Origin of the sequence: Bdellovibrio sp. GT3 (assembly GCF_037996765.1) — a bacterium.
GTDB lineage: Bacteria > Bdellovibrionota > Bdellovibrionia > Bdellovibrionales > Bdellovibrionaceae > Bdellovibrio.
Map to the genome: position 1 here is coordinate 73062 of NZ_JBBNAD010000001.1, position 24033 is coordinate 97094.

The window sequence follows — 24033 nt, forward strand, 5'->3', positions numbered from 1 at the left end:
CCCTCAAGGGACACCTATGACTTTAAACAAGTTTTTGAGCGCCAAACTAGAAGAGATGCAAAAGAAGAACGCCCGTTTTTCAATGCGTGCTCTCGCGCAAAAAGCAGGTATCTCTCCCGGTCGTTTGAACGAGATCTTTCACGAACGCCGTCCTTTAAGTGATCACTACTCCAATAAAATTTCTTATGGTTTAAATCTGACTCAGGAAGAACAGGCTGTTTTATCCGGGTTTGTCAGCGTTCGTGCCAAACGGATGACGTCACAAAAGGTTTTGGAAGAGCAGGAAATGCGCTTGGTTACCAGCTGGGAACCCTATGCGATTTTGAACCTGATGAAGACCGATGACTTCGACAGCTCCACACCTTGGATGGCAAAGCGCCTGGCATTGTCGGAAGAAAAGATCGATGAATGTCTTCAGCTTCTGGAATCTTTGAAAATCATCAAAAAGAAAAATGACCGATGGCTGCGTGTGCCTGAACAGTTCACTACAACCACAGATATTCCAAGATCCGTAATCGTGGAAGGGCATGCTGCAAATTTGCGAAAAACAACGGAAGTGCTGTATTCAGTGCCGCCGACAAAGCGCAATTTTACAACCATCACGATGCCCATTAACGTGGAGAAGTTTGAGGAAGCGAAGCAAGTGATCACACAGTTCCGCCGCAAGCTTTGCCTGTTGTTGGAAGATGGTCCGAAAACTCAGGTGTACAATCTATCCATTCAATTATATCCCCTGACTGACGTCAGCGAGTCTCAATCTGAAACTCTCTGGCATCAGTCAGGGGATATAACTGAGTCGTGATTTTTTCCTGTTAAGGAAATGCGCAATTTTCAGAATATAAACAGTTCAATTCAAACCTGATTTAAAAAACCGGAATTTTCGCTATGTCCTGATTTTGCATGTGGAGTTCATGGCAGGAGGGGCGATGCGGATTTCTTTCAGTAAACTGGTGGTGTTTCTTGGAACACCGATAGTGATGATGGGATATCAAAACTGCGCCAAGCTGGGCACAGAGGATTTGCTGGGTGGAACATCTGCATTTGTTGCTGACAGTTCCATCGACTTGACTTCGGTATCACCGGCAACTGAAAGCTCCGATCCATCAGCCCAAAAACTTTTGGCTGAAACCAAGCAAACATGCTCACAAGTTTCATCTCTGGATCAGAACATGATCGAATCCTGCCTTAATTTATTCTGTCAGAACCCCCACCAGAGCAATGTCCAGGGAGGGAGTGGTCGACGTCTTTGTCACGCCCTTCAGCTAGCTTCCGCAGGTTTAGCCGATCTTCGATAATCAAACAGTGTTCACATTTGTATTCGCGTAATCATGGTTCATTAACACTCTGTTAGGGAACGCCGTTCATAGTATCATTTCACTACTTCTTAACGACTCATTCTAAGCACTCCACACTGTTTCCCAATGATATTCGCATTATTATTCTGGGAATTCTTCAGCAATTTCAACATTCCTCCGAAAAATAATGGAGTCAAAGTCGCTTTCTGGAATGTTTAGGAGGACGTGTGGATAGGATGAAAAATACAAGATTCTGTAAAATTCGAATCATGTTTATGTTCACTTCTATGCTCGTGTTCGGCGTAGCAAATGCAACTCCTTCCACATTTTCCTATCAAGGCCGTATCACAGCCGCGTCGGGTGGAAGTCCAGGTTTTACCATGGCATCATTCAGCTTTTCCATCATGGTGGATAAAGCTGGTGGTAATAATCCAAACTGTACAATCTATCGTGAACAAAAAGATCTGGTGCCCGTTTCTACTGATGGTTTATTTGATGTCGCTATTGGCGAAGGCACGTCCAACTATCCGAATGGATCTGCAAAAGTAACTGATTACATGAACAATGCCGCAACGGTGAGCTGTCTTGAAGGCGGAAGTCATCTGGTTTCCTCCAGCGATAAGCGCTTCCTGGATGTTCACTTTGCAGCAGATGGCACGGGATCGTGGAATCATATCACTCCGGCAGCTGAAATTCGTTCGGTGCCATACGCTACGAATTCTTTGACAGCTGAACGCCTGGGCGGGTTGGTTGCCACTGATTACGTCAGAAGAACAGAATTGGACACCTGTGGTGTTGGCGAGTTCCTGGCATACAATGGATCAGTATTCAGTTGCGACACTCCGGCAGGTAGCGGGGCCACTGATTCTTCTTATACTCTTAAGGGGCTGGTGCAGTTTCTGACGGATGCGGCGACTTCAGGTATCGTGGTTTCCGGTGGAGTAGCGCGTGTTAACTTCGGTACGGGTGCAAATCAAATCGTTAAACTTGATGGCACTGGCAAACTTCCTGCGGTGGATGGTTCAGCTTTGACGAATATCGTTGCGGCAAGTGCGACGACAGCAACAACGGCCACAACGGCTACGACTGCCGGTTCTGCGACAAATTTCACGGGCTCATTGGCGGGTGATGTTTCAGGAACTCAATCTGCAACTGTTGTGGATAAAGTAAAAGGCTATCCGGTTGTAACGACGGGCGTGGCCGATGGTAAAGTTCTTAAGTATTCCAGTGGTAATCTGGTTTTTGCTGATGATGATTCCGGTTCAACGGTAGTGGATTCGTCGTATGCAGCAAAAGGTATCGTGCGCTTTAATACGGATGCTGCAACTTCAGGAGTTTCAGTTGTTGCGGGTGTGGCTACCGTTAATACCGGCACAGGTGCCAATCAAATCGTAAAACTAAACGGAACTGGCCAATTGCCAGCAGTGGATGGTTCTCTTTTAACGAATCTTCCAACGCCAACATCTGTTGCGAATTTCTCGGGTTCTTTGGTTGGTGATGTAACGGGTACTCAAGGTGCGACAGTTGTTGAAGGTATCAGAGGTAAAACTGTTGATATGGCAGGTGTCGCAACAGGCAAAGTGTTGAAGTACGACACGGCTGCTGGCGGCAAATGGGTTTTGGGTGACGATAATACTGGTGGTACACCGGCTGATGCGACGACTTCGTCCAAAGGTATCATGCAGGTGGGTTCGGGCCTTTCTGTGGCAGCGGGTGTGGTAAGTGTGGATGCCTCTGGCCTTGCGGTGGATCCAGCGAACTTCTCCAGTGCAGTTCCAGTCAGCAAAGGCGGTACTGGTGCAACTACGCTGACGACAGGTCAACTCCTGATCGGCAATGGAACCGGAGCCATTTCCTCCCTGGCATGTACAACGGGCCAAACTATTTCATTTAATGCTTCTGGAGTTGCAAGCTGTGTCGCTGCAACTACAACAGCTACTGATTTAACTACAATTACTGGTACGGGAATCGTGCAAAGAACGGGTGCTGGTACTTACGCTGCACTTGGCACTGCAGCTCCATTAAACGTAACTGGTACTGACCTGGGTCTTTCTTATGGCGCTGGTTTGACATTAAGTACTGGTACTTTGGTTGTTGATTCAGGCACGACGGCCGGCAAAGTTGTGGTTCTGGATGGATCTGCAAGATTGCCAGCAGTGGATGGTTCACTATTGACGAATCTTCCGGTTCCAACTTCAGTGACAAACTTCTCTGGCTCTTTGGTTGGCGATGTCACTGGTACTCAAGGTGCAACAGTTGTTGAAGGTATCAGAGGTAAAACTGTTGATATGACGGGTGTCGCAACTGGTAAGGTGTTGAAATACGACACGGCTGCTGGTGGCAAATGGGTTTTGGGTGACGATAACACTGGTGGTGCACCAGGTGTTGCATCTTATTCAGCGACAGGCCTTGTGCAGTTTGATACCAATGCCGCCACTTCAGGCGTGATTGTGAATGGTTCCGGTGTTGCGAAAATTAACTTCGGTACAGGTGCTGATCAAATCGTAAAATTGGATGGCACCAGCAAATTGCCAGCAGTGGATGGTTCGCAATTGACGAACCTTCCGTTTCCGACTTCAGTGGCAAATTTCTCGGGGAATCTTGTTGGCGATGTCAGCGGAACTCAAGCTGCGACGGTAGTGGATAAAATCAAAGGTGTGCCAGTAGTTACTACGGGTATTGCTGATGGTAAAATTTTGAAATATCAATCAGGCAACTGGGTTATGGCAGATGATGCTACAGGTGGTTCGCCAGTTGATGCTTCTTATTCTGCAAAAGGTATCGTGCAATTTGCCACTGATGCGAATACTTCAGGTATCTCCGTTACTGGTGGCGTTGCAACCGTAAATACAGGTACTTCTGCAAATCAAATTGTGAAAATTGGTTCTGATGGCAAGCTGCCAGCTCTTGATGGTTCGAATTTAACTGGTATCGTCGCTTCATCGTTGGCAAGTACATTAGCAATTTCTGGTGGTGGTACTGGCGCAACAACTAAAACTGCGGCATTCGATGCACTATCTCCGTTGACGACGGGTGGTGATATCGTAACTCACGATGGCACTAATAATGTGCGTATGGCTCGTGGTACAAATGGTCAGGTTCTTTCTTCCACGGCGACAGGCTTGCAATGGATCAATGCTCCAGCAACCGGTGTTACAAGTGTTTCTGGTACATCTCCAGTTCAGGTCGCAACCGGTACAACGACGCCGGTAATTTCCGTGGACGTGGCAACTACGACAACGACAGGTATTGTGCAAATCGGTTCGGGTCTTTCAGTTACTGCAGGTGGTGTGGTGAGCGTTAATGCTTCCGGCCTGGCAGTGGATCCTGCAAACTTATCAAGTGCAGTTCCAATCAATAAAGGTGGTACCGGTCAGACGACAGCTGCAGATGGTTTCGCAGCCCTTTCTCCATTGGCGGCTAAAGGTGACCTTATCACTCGCAGTGCGACAGCTCCAATGGTGTTGAGTGTCGGCACCAATGGACAAGTTCTTGTGGCTGATAGTGCGGAAACAAGTGGTATGCGTTGGGGTTCCAACGTGGCAACTGAGCTGACTGGTTTGGTTTCCACTGGCATCGTGCAAAGAACAGGTGCGGGCACTTATACGACTTTGGGTGTTTCGTCTCCTTTGGCAGTTTCAGGTTCAAATATCGTGTTGAACACAGTTCCAATCGCAAGCGGTGGTACAGGTGCTACAACTAAAGCAGCTGCCTACGACGCTTTGTCGCCACTAACAACTGGTGGTGACCTGGTCACTCACGATGGCACCAACAATGTTCGCATCGCTCGTGGTACAAATGGTCAAATCCTTTCATCCACGGCGACGGGTCTTCAGTGGATCAATGCTCCAACAGGCAGTATCACTGATGTGACGGGTACTGCTCCGATTTCAGTGACCGGTACAACGACAAAAGCCATTACAATCAGTGCTGCAACGACGGGTGCACTGGGTGCGGTACAAGTTGGTTCCGGACTTTCAGTAACTGCAGGTGGTGTAGTGAGTGTTGATGCTGCCAATCTGGCGGTGGATCCGGCAAATCTGACAGCAGTGGTTCCTATCACTAAAGGTGGTACCGGTGCTGCGACAGCATTGGGTGGATTCAATGCACTTTCGCCAATGACGACAAAAGGTGACCTGGTCACTAAAGATGCTTCGAATGTCACTGTGCGCTTGCCAGCGGGTTCAGCAAATGACGTTTTGACAGTGCACACTGACGGTACTCTAAAATGGGCTGCTCCAGCGGCCGGCGGTGTAACTAGCGTGTCTGGCACTTCCCCAGTGGTTGTAACAGGTACGACGACTCCAGTGATTTCAGTTAATGATGCAACTGCCGCTGCCAAAGGTATTATGCAGGTGGGTTCCGGTTTATCAGTCACTTCCGGTACGGTCAGTGTTAACTGGTCGGCGAATACAGGTCTGACTGCGAACCGCATGGTTGCAACCAATGGTTCTGGTGGTCTTTCTGCTTATAGTTGTGCCACGGGTCAGTATGTTACTTTCAATGGTTCCGGAGATGTTGTTTGTAACAGTTTGCCGCTTCTAAATGGTGGTAACTCATATGCTGCTGCTGCAACTGTAGGTACTAACGACGCTTATGGTGTGAATATCGAAACGAACAATGCCACTCGTGTTGCGGTAACCAGCACGGGTAACGTAACTGTGAACGCGCCGACTTCCGGTGATGCTTTGGCAGTTGAGGGTTCGATTCGCGGTAAAAGCTATGCGAATGGCGCGGCTTCTGCGGTCGATTGGTCTAGAGGTAACACACAATCTATCACCAACAACTGTGCTTCGCAAATCACGTTCTCGAACATGATCGATGGCGGTGTTTATACTTTGGCGGTTACAGGTACTTTCGGAACTAATATTTGCCGCTTCGGTCAAACGTCACCGGATACTTTGTCTGGTACTGCCGGCTCGGGTGCCTTCTACTTCTTGCCTGCAGCAGCTGCGCCATCAGGTGCAAATGCAGTTTATTCCTTCATGCGAATTGGCGGCGTGGTTTACGTGAATTGGAGCAGTGGATACGCGCAGTAGTATCGAAGGATAAAGTTGGGGTTTGGTTTGAACGTGTTATTAGTTTTCTTCTCAGTTCTATTTGTCTCTGCGTTTTCTCATGCAGATGAGAGCTGGACCGGTGTGACCAAAACTCCCGGCGATTACACAGCTTCAGGCATCGTCACGATCACCGGGTCTGTGACCTTGACTCCAGGGACCTATACTTTCACAACTCTTATCGTTAACTCCAGTCGAACTTTGACCATCCAAGGTGATACTGCGGCTGGAACAGGCGTGATCATCAATGCCAATACTGTCACGGTTTCAGGTACCATCACTGGTGATGGAGCTGGTTATACGACGACTCCGGCTCCTGGTGCGGGGGTTGCTGCCCCTACGGGCAGCGGTGCCGGAGGTGGATGTCACGGCGGTTTCGGAGGATTTCCATCAGTGGTGGATACTTGTGATCTTTATGGCGACCCATTGTATCCGACCACCTTAGGGTCCCCGGGAAAAGCGAATTCCAGTGCTGGTGCAGGCGGTGGAGCAATCAAGTTTGACGTCTCAGGAACGATGACAGTGACTGGTACTATCAGAATGAATGGTACCGACTCAACGGCCGCCGGTGTTAAAGGCGGGGCGGGCTCTGGTGGCAGCATTTGGATTAAAGCTAACACTTTAGCAGGTGCCGGAAACATTCGCGCCAATGGATCAAATAGTGCGAGTTCTCAAGGTGCCGGTGGTGGTGGAAGGGTTGCAATTCACTACTCCGTAAGTAGTTATACCGGATCGGCAACTGCCACGGGCGGAACGTCAGATGCGTACGGCCAAAGTTCAGAAGGATCAGTTTGGTGGATTGACTACACGAACAATGATCTGCTGGTTAAAACGAATTCCACGATTCCCAATGGAACATACGGTTTTAGAAATGTGACAATACAAAGTGGCGGGGGACTTTGGAATGATTGCCATGGCGGCAAACCTCAGGCCGGCAGCGGTGCCGGCGCAACATACAATGAGTTTGGAAGTGGTGCCGGCCATGGCGGCCGTGGCGGTTTCGCAGCTGTCGCGGGTGGTGGGACCTATGGAAGTATGCTTGAGCCAATAACACAAGGCTCTGGCGGTGGTACTAACGCCAATAATACGGTCGGTGGCAGAGGGGGCGGTGCCATCAAGCTTGTCCTGACTGGCACTCTCACTGTCGATGGCTATCTGGAGTCAGACGGATGCAGTGGGTGGTACATGGACACCTATTATCCGGGTGGCGGCTCAGGGGGCAGTATTTGGATCATCGCTCAATCCGTGGCTGGTTCCGGGTCCATTAGTGCGGTCGGCGGCATGGGTGGCTGGGATTCCTCGAACAATGAATGGGGAGGCGCAGGGGCCGGAGGCAGAATCGCTATCTATTATTCAGATACGATCAGCTCTTCGTTAACTTATGATGTAAGCGTAGGTGCCAAAGGCTGGAAGCCCGGTTCTTTTCCTGGATCGGTAGTTCTCATTAATACAACAGCAAATGACTTAACTTTTCCGGTCACAAGTTCAATTCAAAACGGAACTTACTCCTATAACAACGTCACTCTTGCCAGTAATGCGGTTGTCACCGCAATTGATGGGCAAGGACAGAATACAGGAACCGGTAAAGGTACTTCCAATGGGACTCGTGGCGGTGGTGGTGGCTACGGCGGTGCCGGTGGTTCCGGGGGCAGCGGTGCTGCGGGAGGAACTACTTATGGGTCGAATACTGCGCCCGTGGACTTGGGTTCCGGTGGCGGTGGTTGTACCTCTCCAACTTTAGCCGGAACTGGTGGCGGAGCATTGAAATTTATTGTTAGTAACACATTAACGATCAACACGGGTGCGGTCTTGTCTGCATCGGGTTCAGATAAAATTGATGCCAATCGTTGCGGTGGTGGTTCTGGGGGAAGTATCTGGATTCAGACAAAAAACCTGACTTCGGTAACTGATGGAATTGTTGCCAAAGGTGGCTCGGGCTTCGATGGCACCAATAACGGCGGTGGCGGCGGTGGCGGTCGTATTGCTATCTATTATTCCGGAAGCTACTCAGGAACGCTAAACGTTTCTGGTGGTACCGGTAACGTAGCCGGTAGCACCGGCACAACTTACTTGAAGCAACTTGCTTCATCACTGTGGTTCTTCCGCGGCTATTAGTGTTTAAATCCAGTGAAGCTCAACGCATTTGCATAGTCAGCCTTCGTGCCTTGTACCATGTTGGAAGAGTGCACATACGCATTGAAGTAACGGACTCGTTGAGAGTTTTTAAAGTTATTCTTTGGTAGTAGTCCTTCACGATAAATAAACTCATGCATAACCAGACCGGCTTGAACTGATGGACTCATGCGTGCCCATAGAGTGGCATTGAACAGGTATTTGATGCCATCAGGAGTTTGTGAACGAAATTGTGCTGCTGCTTGTTTGGCCTGACATCCTGAAGGAATGGCGATCACTCCACCTTCATCGCGAATGTCGCCGAACTCTGTCCCGGAAACAAAACGGGAGTCTCTTTCAAAGGATTCAAGGTAAGTGCGGTACAAATTAGCGCGAGTCGCATCGAAAGACGCAATTCGATTGATCAGGTTTTTTAAAATCAGGCGGAAGTCTTTTATGCCCGTGAAATCAATCGGCGTCAGTTTGTAGATCGCCTGTCCCTCATATAGATCCAAAGACAAATAGAACGGAACTTCATAGCTGGGGCATTCAATAACATCGCCGCCGTTAAGAAGTTCATCACCTGCAAATGCAGAAAACGAAGAAACCATCAAAAGTGCTGAAATCAGAATTGTACGTACCAGAGACATAGAACCACCTTGAATCAAACTGCTATGTCGCCACACAATTGTGAGTTTTGCATTAAATAGTGCGCTGGGCCGTAAAATCTGCACGGCCCAAGTGTTCCATGTCGTTCAAATTAGTTGTACGTATCCAGAAATCGAAAGTACTGATCTGGCATGACGTCTAATTCCATGGAATTTCCCTGAGCATTCGTTACCACCGGGAAATTTATTTTCGTTTTCCCAGCGATGCTTTTGTACTCTAAAAACTTGGTGAAAAGAACGTTCATTTCCTCGCCCGTGCTTTCACTGAAGTAGGGTACAAAGAAACTTTCAATTTCAGTTTTCGGTGGCAAAAATCCGTCGACCAGATTCAGCTGATTCACAAAAACACGGGGACAGTGAAACAGACGTAGTCGTTGGCATTCAATGCTGTAGATCCAGGAGTGGAAATTTCGGATACCCAAGGAGTTGATGGCCGTCAGGTCTTTCAAATCCAGATTTAAATCAAACTGCGGATTCACTTCAACACCGTCAAGGGCGGAAGAGTATTCATTCAAAGTTCCGTTGAGTTTGAGAGTCGTCGTTTTATCGGCGACCGAAAATGAAAGCTGCAATGACATGGTATTTTACTCGATGATCACTTTGGGAGCCGGCAATAGCTTCTTGTCATCTTTCATCGGAGCATCCGGATTGGTCAAGGTTGCTTTGATTCTTGTCGCAAGGTCCTGTTTGATTTGCAGATATTGAATCGTGCGTTCTGTGCCCAGCAATGGTTTCAACTTATCCAGTTCTTCTTCGCTGACCTTGTTGAAGCTTTGCAATGTTTTTTTATAGAGCAGGAACTCTTGCTCGCGCTTTTTTGAGTCTTTGGTGTTCACCATGGATTCCAGGGAGCTTTGCAAAGAGCGATTTAAGTCTGATTTTTTGGTATTTAGATTTTTGATGATGGCTGAAAACGTTTTTTCTTCCGTCGCCGAAAGTTTCAACTCATCACTCATTTTCCAGATCATCAGCTCCTCAAGCTGGTTCCGCTTGGCAACGGTTTTGCCTTGAGCGAAAACAGCCAGGGGCTGAGTCACGAAAGCTGATAGAATAAATATCAAGAAGGTTCGACGCACGTTAATCACCCGATGGTGATCAGCGAGTCGCTCGACCACCTACAATTTTATTGAGTTTGGCTACTCTGAAATTTTCAGATGATTCGCGGGCAACGTCCACAAAAAAGTCAGAATCCGTCTGACTGGAGATTAAAGTCTGGGACAAGTCTTCAGGTGACAACACCGCTTCCATGACAATGCGTTCGCGTCCATCGCTAAATAGCCCTGCACGCTGCATACCTTGAGAGACTTTTGAGAAATGGGGAACCAGGATCGCTGTCGCCAAAACGACAGACATCAAGCCGCCGGTAGGATAAAGCCAACCGCGCCAATGTGCTCTAAGCATATTTCGCGGTCGCATCAGTACGGGAGGGGGCGCCATTTCAGTTTTATCGACTTCAGACATGATTTTGTCATGAAGCCGATTAAAAAAATCATCGCTCATGGGAACATCAAGGTCGTCATTCGACTTGAGGTTCTTGCGGACCTGGTCCAAACGATTCATGCTCTCTCTTTGATCCATCTAATGTTATCCTTCTGCTTCAGCATAAGTTTGGAAAAAACCACCAACATCTTCATTCCATCTTTTCAGGTCTTCTTGTTCCTCAAAAGTCTGGCGCAACTTCAACAAGGCGTGGCGGTAGTTTGCCTTGGCTGTATCGTATGGACACTCCATGATATCAGCAATTTCGTTAAAGCTAAGATCCTCGTACACGCGCAGAACCAAAGCTGTTTTTTGTTTCATTGGCAGCTTGTCTACTTCTTTTTGAAGGATGTCAGCCACCGCCGTGTGAACGAGAGTGTTTTCAGCCTCCGCGTCCACTGCCAAATTCACGTTTTCAAAATCGACAGTGTCTCTTTTGAATTCGCGAAGCTTGTTACGAGCTGTGTTCACGGCAATCTGGAACAACCAGCTTTTGAAGGAAGCGCGCCCCTCAAAGGAATTCAGTTTCTCGTAAGCTTTGATGAAAGCTTCCTGAGTAACGTCCTCTGCGGCGTCCATGTCCTTCATGAATCTTAAACTCAAGCGCAGCACACTTCTTTGATGTCGTTTCACGAGTTCGGAGAAAAAGCGTCTGTCACCAGATTTAACTTTTTCCACCAGTTCAAGATCCGATATTCCAATTAGATCTTTCTGCATATTAGACTCGCTTCTGTATAAATTCGGTTAACTTCCTGAATTTTTTTCCCAGAAGGCCTTGCAGCCCCCCTTCAGTACTTCGTAAATTCGTTCCCCCAAACCGAAGTACCTACACCTTTCCTTATAGCAATCTGAGTGCCAGATTTTCAGAGTCAAAGTGGCTCTAAATATATGATTTAATTTATCTTTTTAGGAATTTGTTATAGCAGCCATAAGAGTTTGTTATGGATCAAACACCGGCTCGTCGTTCTTTTCGAAATGACGAAATTAAGTGGAATGCCGCGGTAATAAATAGAATAAACATTCGGTAGCGAAACGCCCCGGCCATTTTCAATTTTCGATTTTCGCGCGCATCAGCGCGTTAGTGTGTAGGTATTTTGGATTCTTTTTTCTTTTGGTCCAGTTGGGATTCCGCTGACGGATTATTGGCGCGAAGCTCACTTTCATTTGCTGTGCCAATAAGGTCCTTCAGTTTCTGGGCAGGGTCTTTTTCTTTTTCCAAAGACTTGCAGCGTTCGATGAAGACCTGGAAGTTGTTGCCACTTTGTTGGTAAAGGGTCTCGAAGTCGGCCAGATCTGAGAGATAGGTTTTATAAACCAGCAGTCGGGCGTTGTTCATGGGTGTGGTCGCGAACTTTTCGTAGTTCTTGGTCTGCATTTTCGGAAGCACCTGGGCGGTGAATTTTTCCTGAATGCTTTTGATACGGTTCATGCGGATTCGTTCGGAGTGCTCTGATGCGGGAATGTTTTTATACCAAGTCTCCAGATCTTTCAGTTCTGCGGAAATAAACTTTGAAAAGACTCGGTCGTCCTCGTTGTTCTTTTTGATTTCATTCAGTGTCGGGGAGTTTTCACCTTCAAATTTTTTGTAGTACATCTCGGCGCCCTTGTTTCCCAGAAACATCGCCAGGCGTTCATTGAAGTCGGCGGAGCCTTTGATGTAGAGGGTCGCATGAACGGTTTCGTGAATGATCGTGTTGACCAGATCATAATCCTTATAGCGAAGCATGGAACTTAACAACGGATCATTAAACCAGCCCAGCGTACTGTAGGCGGAAACTCCGCGCATGAAAGTATCCAAATCCTCTTTTTGCAGTTCCTGTTCCTCTTCTTTGGCGGACTCTTCATTGAAGTAGCCCTTGTAAGGCATTTTTCCGACAAAAGGATATGACCACTGATAATGCTTCAACTCCCATTTGTAGGCAGCGCTGACCACATAGGTGACGTAAGGGCGATCCAGCTTTACATAAGACGTGTAGTTTTCAGTTGGCTTTAAATGCAGATCGTTTTCGGCAAAAGCACGGGCTTTCTGGGCCAGCTCCAATTTGCTTTTTTCCTGTTCTGAAATGCCGGGATCTTTCAAGGCCTGTTCAATTGGAACTCGGGCATTGAGTAATTTCATTTGATTGTAGGCAGAGCTGGTTAAATAGCTGATCTGACATCCGGTCAGCAGGGGAAACAACAGAAGAGTGTATTTTAAAGCATCCACGTTAATCCCGCGCGAATAGCGGAGTCATTTGTTTTGGAATCGCCACCAATTGGAGTCTGCCAGATATCATAACTAAATTTCAAACTCATTGATTGGGTCAACGCAACTTTTAAGCCAACGCCATATGAAGGTGCAATGGCGCTTTCGGGTTCATTTTCGTAGGTGTCTTGGTTTTCAATTTTAATGGTCTGCTTACGATTGATTTGCGCCAAGCCGCCTTTGATATACGGTTGAAACAAGGCTTTCTTGTCCGCCAGAATCAAAATCAAATCGGATCCCAGGATCTGGGAATTTTGAATGGTTGTACGCTTTGGATCCGCAGTAAAGGCCTTTGATACAACAACGGATTTTGCATCGGTGTAGCTTAACTCCAGCGCTATTCGTTCCCAAAGGTAGAATGACAAGGAGCCAGTAATGGATTCCATTTGATTGTAGTTGTTGGAGTCGTAAGACTGAGTTTTGTATCCGTATTGGGCACCAAGCTCGATGTTAATTGCCTGAGCCGAAAATGAAAACAAAAGCAAAAGTGTCGATAGTGTGCCGATTAAAAATCTATTCATATTCCTTTGATATTACCAAGGCTTAGTGGTGAGTGACATGAAATCTGCTGGTGTCTGGACTAAAACCGCAAGAAGTCCTACCATGGTCCTATGAATGAAAAAGTATTAAAATGTGGATTGCCCGAAAGCGAAGAAGAACTAAAGAAACTGCTGACTCCTGAACAGTACAGGATCATGGTCGAGAATGGTACAGAATCACCCTTTCGCAATTCATTTTGGAATCATACTGAGCCTGGAGTTTATGTGGATGCGATTTCCGGGGTTCCGTTGTTTTCCAGCGATGATAAATTTGATTCTGAATGTGGCTGGCCCAGTTTCACCAAGCCGATCTCACCGGATGTGGTTGTCGAGAAGCCGGATTTTTCCCACGGCATGATTCGCATTGAAATTCGTGCGAAAGATTCCAACGGTCATTTGGGCCATGTCTTTGATGATGGTCCTCTGCCACTGGGCACGCGATATTGCATCAATTCGGGAGCTCTTAGATTTGTACCTAAAAAATAATCTTAGCGGCTGTTAACCAAAGTAGGTGGCGCGTAATTCACTGTGAAAGTATAGCGCAGGTGAATGAAGCCATCTTCCTCGATCATCTCTTGCGGAGGGTTCGGGAAAACGCGGGCTTCGCGGAAAGCGTTGACGGCTGCCGCATCAAAGTTCTTAACTCCGGATTCTTTCAGGACAATCGCTTTTTGCAAAAAGCCGCGCTTATCCAGCAAAAACTCAACTTGAGTATTCCAATTGCGGCGGCTCATGCCCATCGCTGTTGAAGGATCCATACCGTTGATGGCCGTTTGCACGCGGGATTCCCAGCGATAGCGAACCAGTTCTTCGATGCGGGCATAAAAAGAATAGAACAAATAGCGATCGGTATTCAATGCCGTGAACGAACCAATACTCACGTCAGTAGGCAGAAGTTCACCCACTGTGGACTGCCCCTGATTCAGGGCATTCATCGCCGCCAGTTCTTTCGCGGCGTCGACCACGCGGTAGCCGTCTTTATCCACTTCAGATTTATCGACTTCTGTTTTTTGTTGAGCCTGCTGTTTCGGTTTGTCCGTAGCCGGCTTTGGCAGCGTCGAAGTGTTCGTGCGATTTTCCGTCATGCCGGAATGGGAGGATTGCATCTCTTTGATCACGCGCTGGCGCTGCTCTGAAAGAAAGCGGGCCATGGTTTCATCATCAGGGGCTTTGATTTTATCCGGAGCCAATGCCTGACGAACAATCTGTTGTGATTTTTTGGGGTTTTTAGCGTTACTCGCAGGCGGCGGAGGAGCCAGGCTGATTTCAATGGTCTCTGCCTTCGGCGTTTCGAACATGGGCGCAAAGACAATCACTCCGGTGATAAGTCCCAGATGCAGCAGCAAGCTGATTGCCATGGTTACGAATATATACGCGTGAATCCTCTTCATTGTCTCATTTTAAGCCGGAACTGGACCAAAGTGCAAGATGGCTAAAGTTGAAACGTTTTCTGCCGATAAGCTTTTATCTGACAGGGGGATTAAATGGGGAAAGTTTTAGACATTACGACACGCCTAAGAACTCAGAATTCTTTGGAAATTGGCCACAAAGGCAGCAAAGGTGAGATCTTAGATATGACAGAGGCTCGCCAAGAGATGCTGAGCCGTGAGCGTCGTGATGTGAAGCGCACCATTTTGACAGAGTTCGTGGGGGCGTTTGTAGTACTTCCTGAGCAAGGTTTAATGAAAGTCGCTTTGTACGACATTTCTGAAAATGGTTTGGCGTTTGATTTGGAGGCTCAAGAGGGCAGTTTCCAATTGGATGAAGAGGTCGCAATGCGTGTGTACCTGAATCACTCCACATACTTCCCATTCACTATCAATGTTTCAAATATTCGTGCTATTGAAGATGAAGGTACAATCCGTCACGGTGCCAATTTTGTAAAAGGCACTTTAAACGATGTTGCACTTCATCATTTTGTGAAATTCATCGAAAACGTCAGTGCGTCTTTGAAAACCGATTCAGGTGACGTGCAAGTTTCTAATATTTCTTAGTCAGTAATATTTCAGTCAGGAAAACCTTTTCCGTAGACTTTGGTCGTGGGATTTGTTGCAATTTAGCTGTGGGGTTCACCGCAGGCTAGGATGCCAGCAAATCCCATGGTCTTTTTTAGAGCCTTCAGGCTCTCACTACGGAGGGTTGTCCTTGAGCAAAGCAAAACGCAGAAAAGTTGTCGTCGATACCAACGTGATCCTGTTCGATTCCCAGGCGATCATGCGCTTCGGTGAGGCTGACGTTCACATTCCTATCTCCGTTATTGAAGAAGTAGACAGATTCAAACGTGACCAAGGTGAAAACGGTCGAAATGCCCGTCAGTTCAGCCGCTTTATCGACGTACTTCGTGGTAAGGGCTCTTTGGCCAGCGGTGTTCAGATCGAAAACACCGAAACCATGGTGTACATCAATACGGACTACATGCTTGCAGGTATGCCGGCAGAGATGGACGCGCAAAAAGCTGACAACCGTATCTTGAATACGGCTCTGGCTCTGCAAAAACAACATCCTCGCTATAAAGTTGAATTGATCACGAAAGACATCAATCTTCGTATCAAAGCTGACGTTTACGGTGTGGTCGCAACGGATTACGATGCGAACGATATCAACCGTGATGATTTGTACGAAGGTTACCAAGAGATCGCGATCACTCCTGCGCAAATTGATTCATTCTATAAAGAAAAGCGTTTTGTGACGGATGTAAAACTGTATGCCAACCAATATGTGATTATGAAGGATTCATCGAATCCAAATCACTCTGCCATCGGTCGTTACAGTGACGCTGAAAAAGCGATCGTTCCCTTGGTTCAAGCTGCTGATTCTATCTGGGGCATCCATGCACGTAACGTTGAACAAGCGTTTGCTTTGGATTGCTTGCTGAACGACGAAATCATGTTCGTATCTTTGGTGGGTAAAGCCGGTACGGGTAAAACATTGATGGCGATCGCGGCGGGTTTGCATAAAGCTTTGGATCAAGGCCAATATCAAAGATTGCTGGTTTCTCGTCCGATCTTCCCAATGGGTCGCGACATCGGTTACCTACCGGGTGACATCGAGCAGAAACTAAATCCTTGGATGCAGCCAATTTTCGATAACGTAGAGTTTCTGATGGGTGCGGACAAAAAAGCTGCCGGTCGTGCTCAAGAATTGATCAATCAGGGGATGCTAAACATCGAGCCGCTGACTTATATTCGCGGCCGCAGCATTCCTAAGCAATACCTGATCGTTGACGAAGCACAAAACTTGACTCCGCACGAGATCAAGACAATTGTTACGCGTGCTGGTCAGGGGACGAAAGTTGTCCTAACTGGTGACGTTTATCAGATTGATAATCCATATGTCGATTCAGCGAACAGCGGTCTGACTTATGCGGTTGAAAGATTTAAAGGCCATGCAATTGCGGCACACGTAACCCTGACTAAAGGTGAACGTTCGCCACTTGCAGAGTTGGCAGCGAATATCATGTAGGAGTATGAGATGCAGGTTCCAAATGTAGATGTAGGTTTCACGAAATCCGCAACAGTAACAGTGACTGACAAAATGGTTCGTCAGTTTGCTGAATTGTCAGGAGATCATAACCCGATTCATTTGGACGATGCTTACGCGGCTAAAACTCGTTTTGGCCGCCGTATCGCTCACGGCATGATTTGCGGAGCTTTGATTTCCAGAGCTTTGGTTGAGTGCATCGGTGAAGGCGGTATTTATCTTGGTCAATCCATGAAATTCGTAAATCCGGTATTCATTGATGACACGATCACTATCACCATCAAAATCACAGCGATGCGCAAAGAAAAAGGCATCGCGACTGTGGAAACAAACGTGACAAAAGAAAATGGCGACATGGTTGTTAAGGGTGAGGCAGTTATCATGATGGCGAAAGATTTCGCCATTGCGAAGTAATGAGCTCGGTATTTCACCTTGTCTACGTCAGTCGTGCTTCGGACAGTCTTAGTTACACAGACATTCGTAACATATTGAGTTCATCACGCAGAAACAACGCCCGCGACAATATCTCGGGCGTTTTGATTTTGCGGGAAGGCTATTTTCTTCAGGTATTGGAATGCGATGACGAGCAAAAGATTCGCGGTCTGGTAAATGTCATTCGCAATGACGACCGAAACACTGACCTGAAGGTTCTAATCGAAACTCAAAGCGAACGCCGCTTATTCGGTGACTGGTCCATGGCATTTTTGGACGGGGATATAGAGGCGAACACCACCAAGGATTTGCTGGATTTTTTCGAGGCCTGTCTGGACAGCGGTATCAATCATAAAACCCTGATTATGCCTTTGGTGCGCAGGTTCCGTGCGGCCGCCCCTGATTTTCAATAGTACAAATGAATATACGTTAAACCCGCGCCAGTATTGAGTTTCCCGAATAATGGCGAACTTTTTTACAGCGAATTTTCAATCTTTGATCAAGTATTTTACGAAGTGTTCCCATAGTGAGATTGCTTTGAAAATCATCCGAAGATATCGCAACAATGTGTAGGTACACGCACATGAGGAGCGATAGATATGAAGAATCTAGGATGGGCCCTACTGCTAACGATAAGTTTTACCCTTACGGCATGTCTCGAGAATCAAGGTAGCGTAGAATTTGGTAGTGCAGGCTCTGGCAGCAACACAAACGGTGATTTCAGCGTAGTGACTGAACCTTCTCCAACGCCATCCCCAAGCCCTGAAGAAAGCCCAACGCCGACTCCGCCAGCTGGCGAATCAGCGGTCTTTCAAATCAATAGTGGTGCAAAGATCACGGATTCATCAAACCTTGAGCTTTCATTTATTTCCGTATTTTCAGCTGCCTATTTGAAACTTTCTGTGGGCTCTGATTGTTCCGGTGGTACATGGGAGTCTTTCGTGGATTCTAAAATGTACCAAAGTACTCAATCCAATCAAAACGTGACTTTGAGTGTTCAATATAAAGACTACGACAACCGTGTGTCTGAATGTTTGAATGCCAGCATCCTGATTGATGAATTGGGTCCTGAAATCGTATTCTCCAAATATCCAAGCACGACTGTTGAAGAGGGTTCCAATGTGGAAATCGTTTTCACAGTAACAGATGCTGGTGCTGGTGTTGATAAAGTGACTTGTACCTTCGCAGGTGTTGCTAAACCCTGTGCAGCTGGTACCAACGCAATCAAAATCCCAAGCATGGTATCCGGGACTTATACATTGGCGGTATCTGCAACAGATAAACTGGCTCATTCATCTGGAAAATCCATCACTTTTGAAGTGTCATCTAAATACAAATCCCTGGTACAAACTGTCCAAGTTACTCCAAACAAAAAAGTGGACTTGTTGATCGTGATCGACAACTCCGGTTCCATGGAATACGAACAGAAAAACATGGCAAAACGTGTTCAGAATCTGTTGGGCGTGATCAAAGGTCTTGATTGGCAGATCGCAGTTACGACGACTGATCCACGTGATGTGAAATTGGGTGACGGTCGCTTGGTTGAATTGACTGGTAAAAAAGGTTCTTACATCCTGACTTCTGCAATGGCAGACGCTGAAGCGCAAGCTTTGTTGGGTGCGACTTTGCAAAGAACCGAAACTGGTTCTGGTGACGAGCAGGCAGTTTACGTGACTTACCGTGCGATCGAAAGATCTCTATCACAAACTGGTGGTAACGTGAACTTCGTACGCCCTGATGCTCAGTTCTCAGTACTTGTGATCTCTGACGAAGACGAATCTAAAAACGGTACTAAAAATGATCCGCAATCATTGTTGAACTTCGTGAGCCAAACATATGGTGGTCAAAAAGCATTCAGCTTCCACTCCATCATTACTCGCCCAGGCGATACAGCTTGTAAGTCCACAAATGGTTACGCTTACGGTTACCGTTACGAACAGTTCTCTAAACTTACTGGCGGTGTGATCGGTGACGTGTGTGCGGCGGATTACGCGGCTCAAGTTACTGGTATCGCAGATGGTATCCGTAAAACTTTGAAAACTTTCACTCTGACTTGTGCTCCAGTGGTTGATGCCACTAAAGCCGTGACAGTATTGAAAGATGGTCAGCCTTACTCTGGCGCATTCACTGTAAGTGGTGTGAATATGGTCTTCTCGAATGACCTGCCACAAGGCGAATACAAAGTTTACTACTCTTGCGTAAAATAATAACCAAGGGAAATGGATTTCTCAAAACTGAAAAGCCCGGTCTAAGCCGGGCTTTTCTTTTTTCGGATTCAGCAGTTAACTTTGCGTGCATGGTGTCCTGGGGGTAACCATTAATTGGTCTGTCTCTATTGCGAATGGGTTTTGTGCAACTTAGCATAAATAAATAAACAAACAAACGTGGAGGATTTCGATGTTTAAAATGCTAGTTGCGACCGCATTGGTTTTTGGGGTGACTGTGGCTGAAGCGAAGAAAAAGGAAGATGCGAACAGAAAGCCGGCTTCTATTACTGGCAATGTCATGGTCGGTGGAGAAGCTGAATTTGATGCTTGCGGTGGTTACGGAGTGGTATTGGCTACGACGTCGCTGGTATCTATCAAAGACGGAAAAATGGAATTTGATAAAGTTGATGTGAATACATTTGTGTCTTCCTGTGATTCAAGTGAAGACAGAAGGTTCATCGGTATCATTTATGGCAAAAAGGGACAGGATTGTGGTGTGAGCTCGCCGATTCCTAAACGTCAGGAATACAAAGGGCCTTGTAAGAGTGGCTGGATTAAAGCTGAATTCTTTGAATTGTTAGCGGGTTAATCAATCCGGATCTTAGATTGAAAACAAAAGGGACCTTGCGGTCCCTTTTGTTTTTTTATTTACCTTGAAGCTTTGTGACCAGATCTGCCCAACCGGTGCGTTGGTTGAACTTTAAGCCGTGATAGCGCTCGATATAGCCGCTGTAGTCAGAAGAGTTTGATCCCGTCGGAAGCCAAATAGAAACACCGTAAGTTCGGTTATCCTGATTTTGTGAATTGGTAATAACAAAATTACTTTGAGCATCACGCACAGTCTGCATCGCAGGAGTGGTGATTCCGTTACGGGAAACCAAATCGACAAAATCCAAAACATCGCGGTAGTCCCAGTTCGTAAAGAGCTTTGCATTCTTGGCAGAGCGGGCCACCTTGAAAATCTCACCGTCGTTCAGTGTTTGCAGTTCCGAAGACAGTTGTTTCAGGGCTTTTTCGTAGTTATCAATTTGAGACAAATCATAAGCCGACATGGTCACTCGGCGGTGGCCATAAACGCCACCGTTATAAGCCGCCAGATATTCAGCTGCATGCAGTTTTAAAACCTCTGCAGGAGTCATGGATGGGTTTTCTGTCCATTTGCCAAGGAAGTTTGCGTAAGGCCAGCCAGCACCCGGCTCGACATCCTGGGAGCCAAGATAATACTGAACTGAATCGGCCATCTCGGAGGCCACTTCAATCATGCCCATCAAGCACGCATCAGAAGAATACACGTCCACTTTGTGGCCGATGATTCTTGCAGACTCCGCCATTGCCTGACCCAGTTGTTCAGTGGTGATGCGATTGCCAGTGTTATCGTCATAAGAAATGTCCATGGGGCGAATCACGCCGGGCACGTTCAATAGATGCCATCCTCCGCCGTGATTCCAAACCACGATGAAGTATCTTTTTGCCGGATAGTTTTGGTTAGCCCATTCAACAAACTTAACCAGCTCTTTCCAATCACCCATATCGACCGCACCCAGATTTTGCACAACAGGGGAGGTGACTTGATTGGTATTGGAATCCTTAACAACCAAGTGACGAGTGACATCGGTTCTGCGCTCGGAAGCCCATTGCACCAAAATGTTGATGTCGTTGCTTGAGCCGATTTGCTCCATTTGATTGATGTTCATCGGGCCGAAACTGTCGAGGTTGTTATTGCCGTTCAAAAAGACCAACATGTTCCATTCTTTGATTTGTTGGGGAGCTGCCGAGGCAAATGACGATGCCAGGGTAAGTATGCAAACTGCAAAAACGCGCAAAAGATGGTTCATTTTTCCTCCGTGAAAAATGGGGGTTTTTGCAGATTAGCACTGCCAGTGGCGGGTTGCCATCATGTCTTCACAATTGTTCAGGACCTTGGTCTGGGGAGGGGTGCCAGGTCCTACTTACGGAAGCACCGCAGAACCGAACGGTTTTGATATGCGTTAATAACCATTTCAATTTCGGTGTTTTAATAGTGCCTGTTCGTCCATTTGCGGAAGGTCGTCAGTGATTTGAAACCAAGGTGATTTCACTTCGACATATATGTGCTTATCTGGTTTCAACCCAGGGTCATCATCCAGAGCTCCTGCCGCCACTTCGAAAAATGGAGAGTCATCATTCGGGTCCGGCACAGGGGAGCCGCAAACTCCGCAGAAAATGCTTCTGTATCCTGGTGGTTCTTTTCTGACGGGAGCATCGTAGATTTTTATCAGATCTTGTCCCTGGATGAACTTAAATCCTTTTCGGGAGACGCCGACAGCGGGCATAAAAGCTGATCCGGTCACTTTGCGACATCGACTGCAATGGCAAAGTTCGAATGGACCAGTCACGGTTTCTATTTCGAACTTTACTCCGCCACATAGGCAACTGCCTCGCACCATAAAGCCCTCCATCATGGAAAATTAGCGCAATCGTGCGATTTTATCACGGCAGGGCATTTCAGGTGCAGTGGCTTCGGATTGTTTTTGTGCAGGTGCCAGGTCCTACTTGCGGAAGCACTGCAGAACCGAACGGTTTTGAGATGCGTTAGAGAATGAAAAGTAAAGGCACTGACGATGCGAGCTCTATCTTTCCAACAGGGAAACAAGGTTCATCGAGATGGACTTCATCGCCTTTGGATTGTTTTGCATGCGGGCGATTTGCAATGCGCCTTGGGTTGTGGCGTGGATCAGGACGGCGGTTTCTTTGGGCTTCAAGGTGGCCTTGAAAGCTTTGGATTTAATTCCGTCAGCGATAGTTTCTGAAAGCCAGTCTTGGATTTGTTCTTGTAGCTGGCAGACTGATTTTTTCAATTTCGTAGGAAGAGTGTTGTAGTCGATGCAAAACACTCCACCCGGGCATACTTTTAGGCCATCTTGCGAAAACGTGTTGTACATGTCGATAAACTTTTTGATTTTCTCCAAAGGCTCACGATCTTCGTGCATTTCAGACCAAATTTGAAAAGACTGCATATAGTCTGTGATCAGTGCCAGACCCAAGTCTTCCTTTGAGGCGAAATAGTAATGCAGGCTCGCTTTGCGGATCCCGAGCTCGGCCGCGATGTCCTGAAAGCTAAAGCCGTTATAGCCGCGTAATTGCAGGTGATTTTTGGCAATTTCAATGGCTTGAATTTTTGTGTCTTGCTTTGTTTCATTCATATGGGTTATTCTACCTACCAGTAGGTAGGTAATCAAGCCAGAAAAGGACTACGTATGAAAACAAAACAAATGCGACCGATCGCGATCCTTGCCGGTTCCAGAACTCCGTTTACAAAATCTCAGACCAACTATGTCCGTACTTCCAATCAGGAAATGATGACGGCCGTAATGCAGGATTTGGTTAATAAAACCAATATCAGAGGCGTTCGTTTGGGTGATGTTTCCACCGGCGCGGTTATGAAGAATGCCGCCGATTGGAACATGACTCGAGAAAGCGTTTTGAGTTCCGGTCTTGATCCGCACACTCCGGGCTATGATGTGCAAAGAGCTTGCGGTACCGGGCTTGAAACCGCTTGGCAAATCGGATTGAAAATCGCAGCTGGCCAAATTGAAAGTGGTATCGCCGGAGGCACCGACACGAACAGTGATATCCAAGGTGTGTTGCCGCATGAATTCACCTGGAAAATGATGGACGCGCAGAAGGAAAAAACCTTGTTGGGTCGTCTTGGTAAATTCGCCAAGCTTTCTATCAACGATATCAAACCTAAATTCCCAGTGGTGGTCGAGCCTCGCACGGGTCTGTCCATGGGGCAGCATACTGAGCTGATGGTGAAGGAATGGCATATCTCTCAAGAGGAGCAAGATAAACTTGCCTTAGCCAGCCATCAAAATGCCGCGAAAGCCTGGGATGCTGGATTCTTTAAAGACCTTGTCTTTGATTTCAAAGGTCTGAAAAAGGACACCCTAGTCCGTGGGGATACAACACTTGAAAAATTGGCTAAACTTAAACCAGCCTTCGACAAAACTGGCACGGGAACACTGACTGCGGGTAACAGTACTGCATTAACCGATGGAGCATCGGCGGTTTTGTTGGGCAGTGAAGATTTCGCGAAAAAGCATGACTTGCCAGTGTTGGCTTACTTAACAGATGCCGAAGTGGCAGCAGTTGATTATGTCGGTGGCGAGGGGCTGTTGATGGCTCCCACATATGCGGTCGCGCGCATGCTTGAACGCAATGGTCTGACTTTGCAGGATTTTGATTTCTATGAAATCCATGAAGCATTTGCCGGTCAGGTATTGTGCACCTTGAAGGCGTGGGAATCAGAAGAATACTGCCGCACAAAACTGGGACTTGGTAAAGCCTTGGGTTCCATTGATCGCAGTAAATTGAATATCAATGGTGGATCTTTGGCTTTGGGACATCCGTTTGCGGCTACGGGTGGGCGCATTCTTGTTTCCTTGGCAAAAATGCTTTCACAAAAAGGCAGCGGCCGAGGCCTGATCTCCATCTGTACAGCAGGTGGTATGGGCGTCACGGCGATTGTAGAGAGATAGTA

23 protein-coding genes are annotated in these 24033 nt (G+C 47.1%); 12 read left to right on the plus strand and 11 right to left on the minus strand.

Annotation, left to right across the window (positions count from 1 at the left end; all coding sequences use genetic code 11):
* Positions 1 to 16: 16 nt before the first annotated feature.
* The 4 genes from AAAA73_RS00310 (at position 17) to AAAA73_RS00325 (ending at position 8467) form a co-directional block, all read left to right on the plus strand.
* Complete coding sequence (locus tag AAAA73_RS00310; RefSeq protein ID WP_340596145.1) at positions 17 to 802, plus strand: DUF4423 domain-containing protein; 786 nt, start codon at positions 17 to 19, stop codon at positions 800 to 802.
* Between the two features lie 124 nt (positions 803 to 926).
* On the plus strand, positions 927 to 1295 hold the full coding sequence (locus tag AAAA73_RS00315) for a hypothetical protein (protein ID WP_340596146.1): 369 nt from the start codon (positions 927 to 929) through the stop codon (positions 1293 to 1295).
* 269 nt (positions 1296 to 1564) lie between these two features.
* Positions 1565 to 6334 (plus strand): beta strand repeat-containing protein, encoded by a 4770-nt coding sequence (locus AAAA73_RS00320; RefSeq protein WP_340596147.1) that lies wholly within the window; start codon positions 1565 to 1567, stop codon positions 6332 to 6334.
* Positions 6335 to 6361: 27 nt separating this feature from the next.
* Entirely contained in the window at positions 6362 to 8467 is a 2106-nt protein-coding gene (locus tag AAAA73_RS00325; RefSeq protein ID WP_340596148.1) for a hypothetical protein, read from the plus strand.
* On the opposite strand, the gene AAAA73_RS00330 is transcribed toward AAAA73_RS00325, so the two are convergent.
* The 7 genes from AAAA73_RS00330 to AAAA73_RS00360 all read right to left on the minus strand — a co-directional run bounded on the left by AAAA73_RS00330 (position 8464) and on the right by AAAA73_RS00360 (position 13377).
* Positions 8464 to 9114 carry a hypothetical protein gene (locus AAAA73_RS00330; protein ID WP_340596149.1) on the minus strand — a complete coding sequence of 217 codons (651 nt, stop codon included), beginning with the start codon at positions 9112 to 9114 and terminating at the stop codon, positions 8464 to 8466. The two genes, AAAA73_RS00325 and AAAA73_RS00330, sit on opposite strands and share 4 nt — an antisense overlap.
* A 110-nt stretch (positions 9115 to 9224) precedes the next feature.
* Positions 9225 to 9710, minus strand: a complete 486-nt coding sequence (locus AAAA73_RS00335; protein ID WP_340596150.1) for a hypothetical protein — start codon at positions 9708 to 9710, stop codon at positions 9225 to 9227.
* Positions 9711 to 9716: 6 nt separating this feature from the next.
* A complete protein-coding gene (locus AAAA73_RS00340; RefSeq protein WP_340596151.1) occupies positions 9717 to 10208 on the minus strand; it encodes a hypothetical protein in 492 nt (163 codons plus the stop codon).
* Between the two features lie 19 nt (positions 10209 to 10227).
* A complete protein-coding gene (locus AAAA73_RS00345) occupies positions 10228 to 10692 on the minus strand; it encodes a hypothetical protein (protein WP_340596152.1) in 465 nt (154 codons plus the stop codon).
* 24 nt (positions 10693 to 10716) lie between these two features.
* Positions 10717 to 11328 (minus strand): RNA polymerase sigma factor, encoded by a 612-nt coding sequence (locus AAAA73_RS00350; RefSeq protein WP_340596153.1) that lies wholly within the window; start codon positions 11326 to 11328, stop codon positions 10717 to 10719.
* A 361-nt stretch (positions 11329 to 11689) separates the two neighbouring features.
* Positions 11690 to 12817: an aminopeptidase gene (locus AAAA73_RS00355; RefSeq protein WP_340596154.1), complete on the minus strand. Its 1128-nt coding sequence runs from the start codon at positions 12815 to 12817 to the stop codon at positions 11690 to 11692.
* Positions 12805 to 13377 (minus strand): outer membrane beta-barrel protein, encoded by a 573-nt coding sequence (locus AAAA73_RS00360; RefSeq protein ID WP_340596155.1) that lies wholly within the window; start codon positions 13375 to 13377, stop codon positions 12805 to 12807. The genes AAAA73_RS00355 and AAAA73_RS00360 overlap by 13 nt, the downstream gene beginning before the upstream one ends.
* 90 nt (positions 13378 to 13467) lie before the next feature.
* Here AAAA73_RS00360 and msrB point away from each other — a divergent pair, with 90 nt between their 5' ends.
* Positions 13468 to 13881: a peptide-methionine (R)-S-oxide reductase MsrB gene (gene msrB / locus AAAA73_RS00365; protein WP_340596156.1), complete on the plus strand. Its 414-nt coding sequence runs from the start codon at positions 13468 to 13470 to the stop codon at positions 13879 to 13881.
* 2 nt (positions 13882 to 13883) lie between these two features.
* On the opposite strand, the gene AAAA73_RS00370 is transcribed toward msrB, so the two are convergent.
* Entirely contained in the window at positions 13884 to 14786 is a 903-nt protein-coding gene (locus AAAA73_RS00370; RefSeq protein WP_340596157.1) for an energy transducer TonB family protein, read from the minus strand.
* Between the two features lie 93 nt (positions 14787 to 14879).
* Between AAAA73_RS00370 and AAAA73_RS00375 the strand changes: the two genes are divergently transcribed.
* The 6 genes from AAAA73_RS00375 to AAAA73_RS00400 all read left to right on the plus strand — a co-directional run bounded on the left by AAAA73_RS00375 (position 14880) and on the right by AAAA73_RS00400 (position 20103).
* Positions 14880 to 15389, plus strand: coding sequence for a PilZ domain-containing protein (locus AAAA73_RS00375; RefSeq protein ID WP_340596158.1), 510 nt, complete (start codon positions 14880 to 14882; stop codon positions 15387 to 15389).
* 151 nt (positions 15390 to 15540) lie between these two features.
* On the plus strand, positions 15541 to 16857 hold the full coding sequence (locus tag AAAA73_RS00380; RefSeq protein ID WP_340596159.1) for a PhoH family protein: 1317 nt from the start codon (positions 15541 to 15543) through the stop codon (positions 16855 to 16857).
* Positions 16858 to 16866: 9 nt separating this feature from the next.
* Positions 16867 to 17289, plus strand: a complete 423-nt coding sequence (locus tag AAAA73_RS00385; RefSeq protein ID WP_340596160.1) for a MaoC family dehydratase — start codon at positions 16867 to 16869, stop codon at positions 17287 to 17289.
* Positions 17289 to 17720 carry a BLUF domain-containing protein gene (locus AAAA73_RS00390; RefSeq protein ID WP_340596161.1) on the plus strand — a complete coding sequence of 144 codons (432 nt, stop codon included), beginning with the start codon at positions 17289 to 17291 and terminating at the stop codon, positions 17718 to 17720. The genes AAAA73_RS00385 and AAAA73_RS00390 overlap by 1 nt, the downstream gene beginning before the upstream one ends.
* A gap of 186 nt (positions 17721 to 17906) precedes the next feature.
* Entirely contained in the window at positions 17907 to 19514 is a 1608-nt protein-coding gene (locus AAAA73_RS00395; protein WP_340596162.1) for a hypothetical protein, read from the plus strand.
* 190 nt (positions 19515 to 19704) lie between these two features.
* On the plus strand, positions 19705 to 20103 hold the full coding sequence (locus AAAA73_RS00400) for a hypothetical protein (protein WP_340596163.1): 399 nt from the start codon (positions 19705 to 19707) through the stop codon (positions 20101 to 20103).
* Between the two features lie 55 nt (positions 20104 to 20158).
* Here AAAA73_RS00400 and AAAA73_RS00405 read toward each other — a convergent pair whose 3' ends face one another.
* The 3 genes from AAAA73_RS00405 to AAAA73_RS00415 all read right to left on the minus strand — a co-directional run bounded on the left by AAAA73_RS00405 (position 20159) and on the right by AAAA73_RS00415 (position 22696).
* A complete protein-coding gene (locus tag AAAA73_RS00405; protein WP_340596164.1) occupies positions 20159 to 21349 on the minus strand; it encodes a clostripain-related cysteine peptidase in 1191 nt (396 codons plus the stop codon).
* A gap of 165 nt (positions 21350 to 21514) precedes the next feature.
* Positions 21515 to 21955 (minus strand): GFA family protein, encoded by a 441-nt coding sequence (locus tag AAAA73_RS00410; RefSeq protein WP_445292012.1) that lies wholly within the window; start codon positions 21953 to 21955, stop codon positions 21515 to 21517.
* A 168-nt stretch (positions 21956 to 22123) separates the two neighbouring features.
* A complete protein-coding gene (locus AAAA73_RS00415) occupies positions 22124 to 22696 on the minus strand; it encodes a TetR/AcrR family transcriptional regulator (RefSeq protein WP_340596166.1) in 573 nt (190 codons plus the stop codon).
* A gap of 54 nt (positions 22697 to 22750) precedes the next feature.
* On the opposite strand from AAAA73_RS00415, the gene AAAA73_RS00420 reads away from it, so the two are divergent.
* Positions 22751 to 24031 (plus strand): acetyl-CoA C-acetyltransferase, encoded by a 1281-nt coding sequence (locus tag AAAA73_RS00420; protein WP_340596167.1) that lies wholly within the window; start codon positions 22751 to 22753, stop codon positions 24029 to 24031.
* The last annotated feature ends 2 nt before the right edge of the window (positions 24032 to 24033 follow it).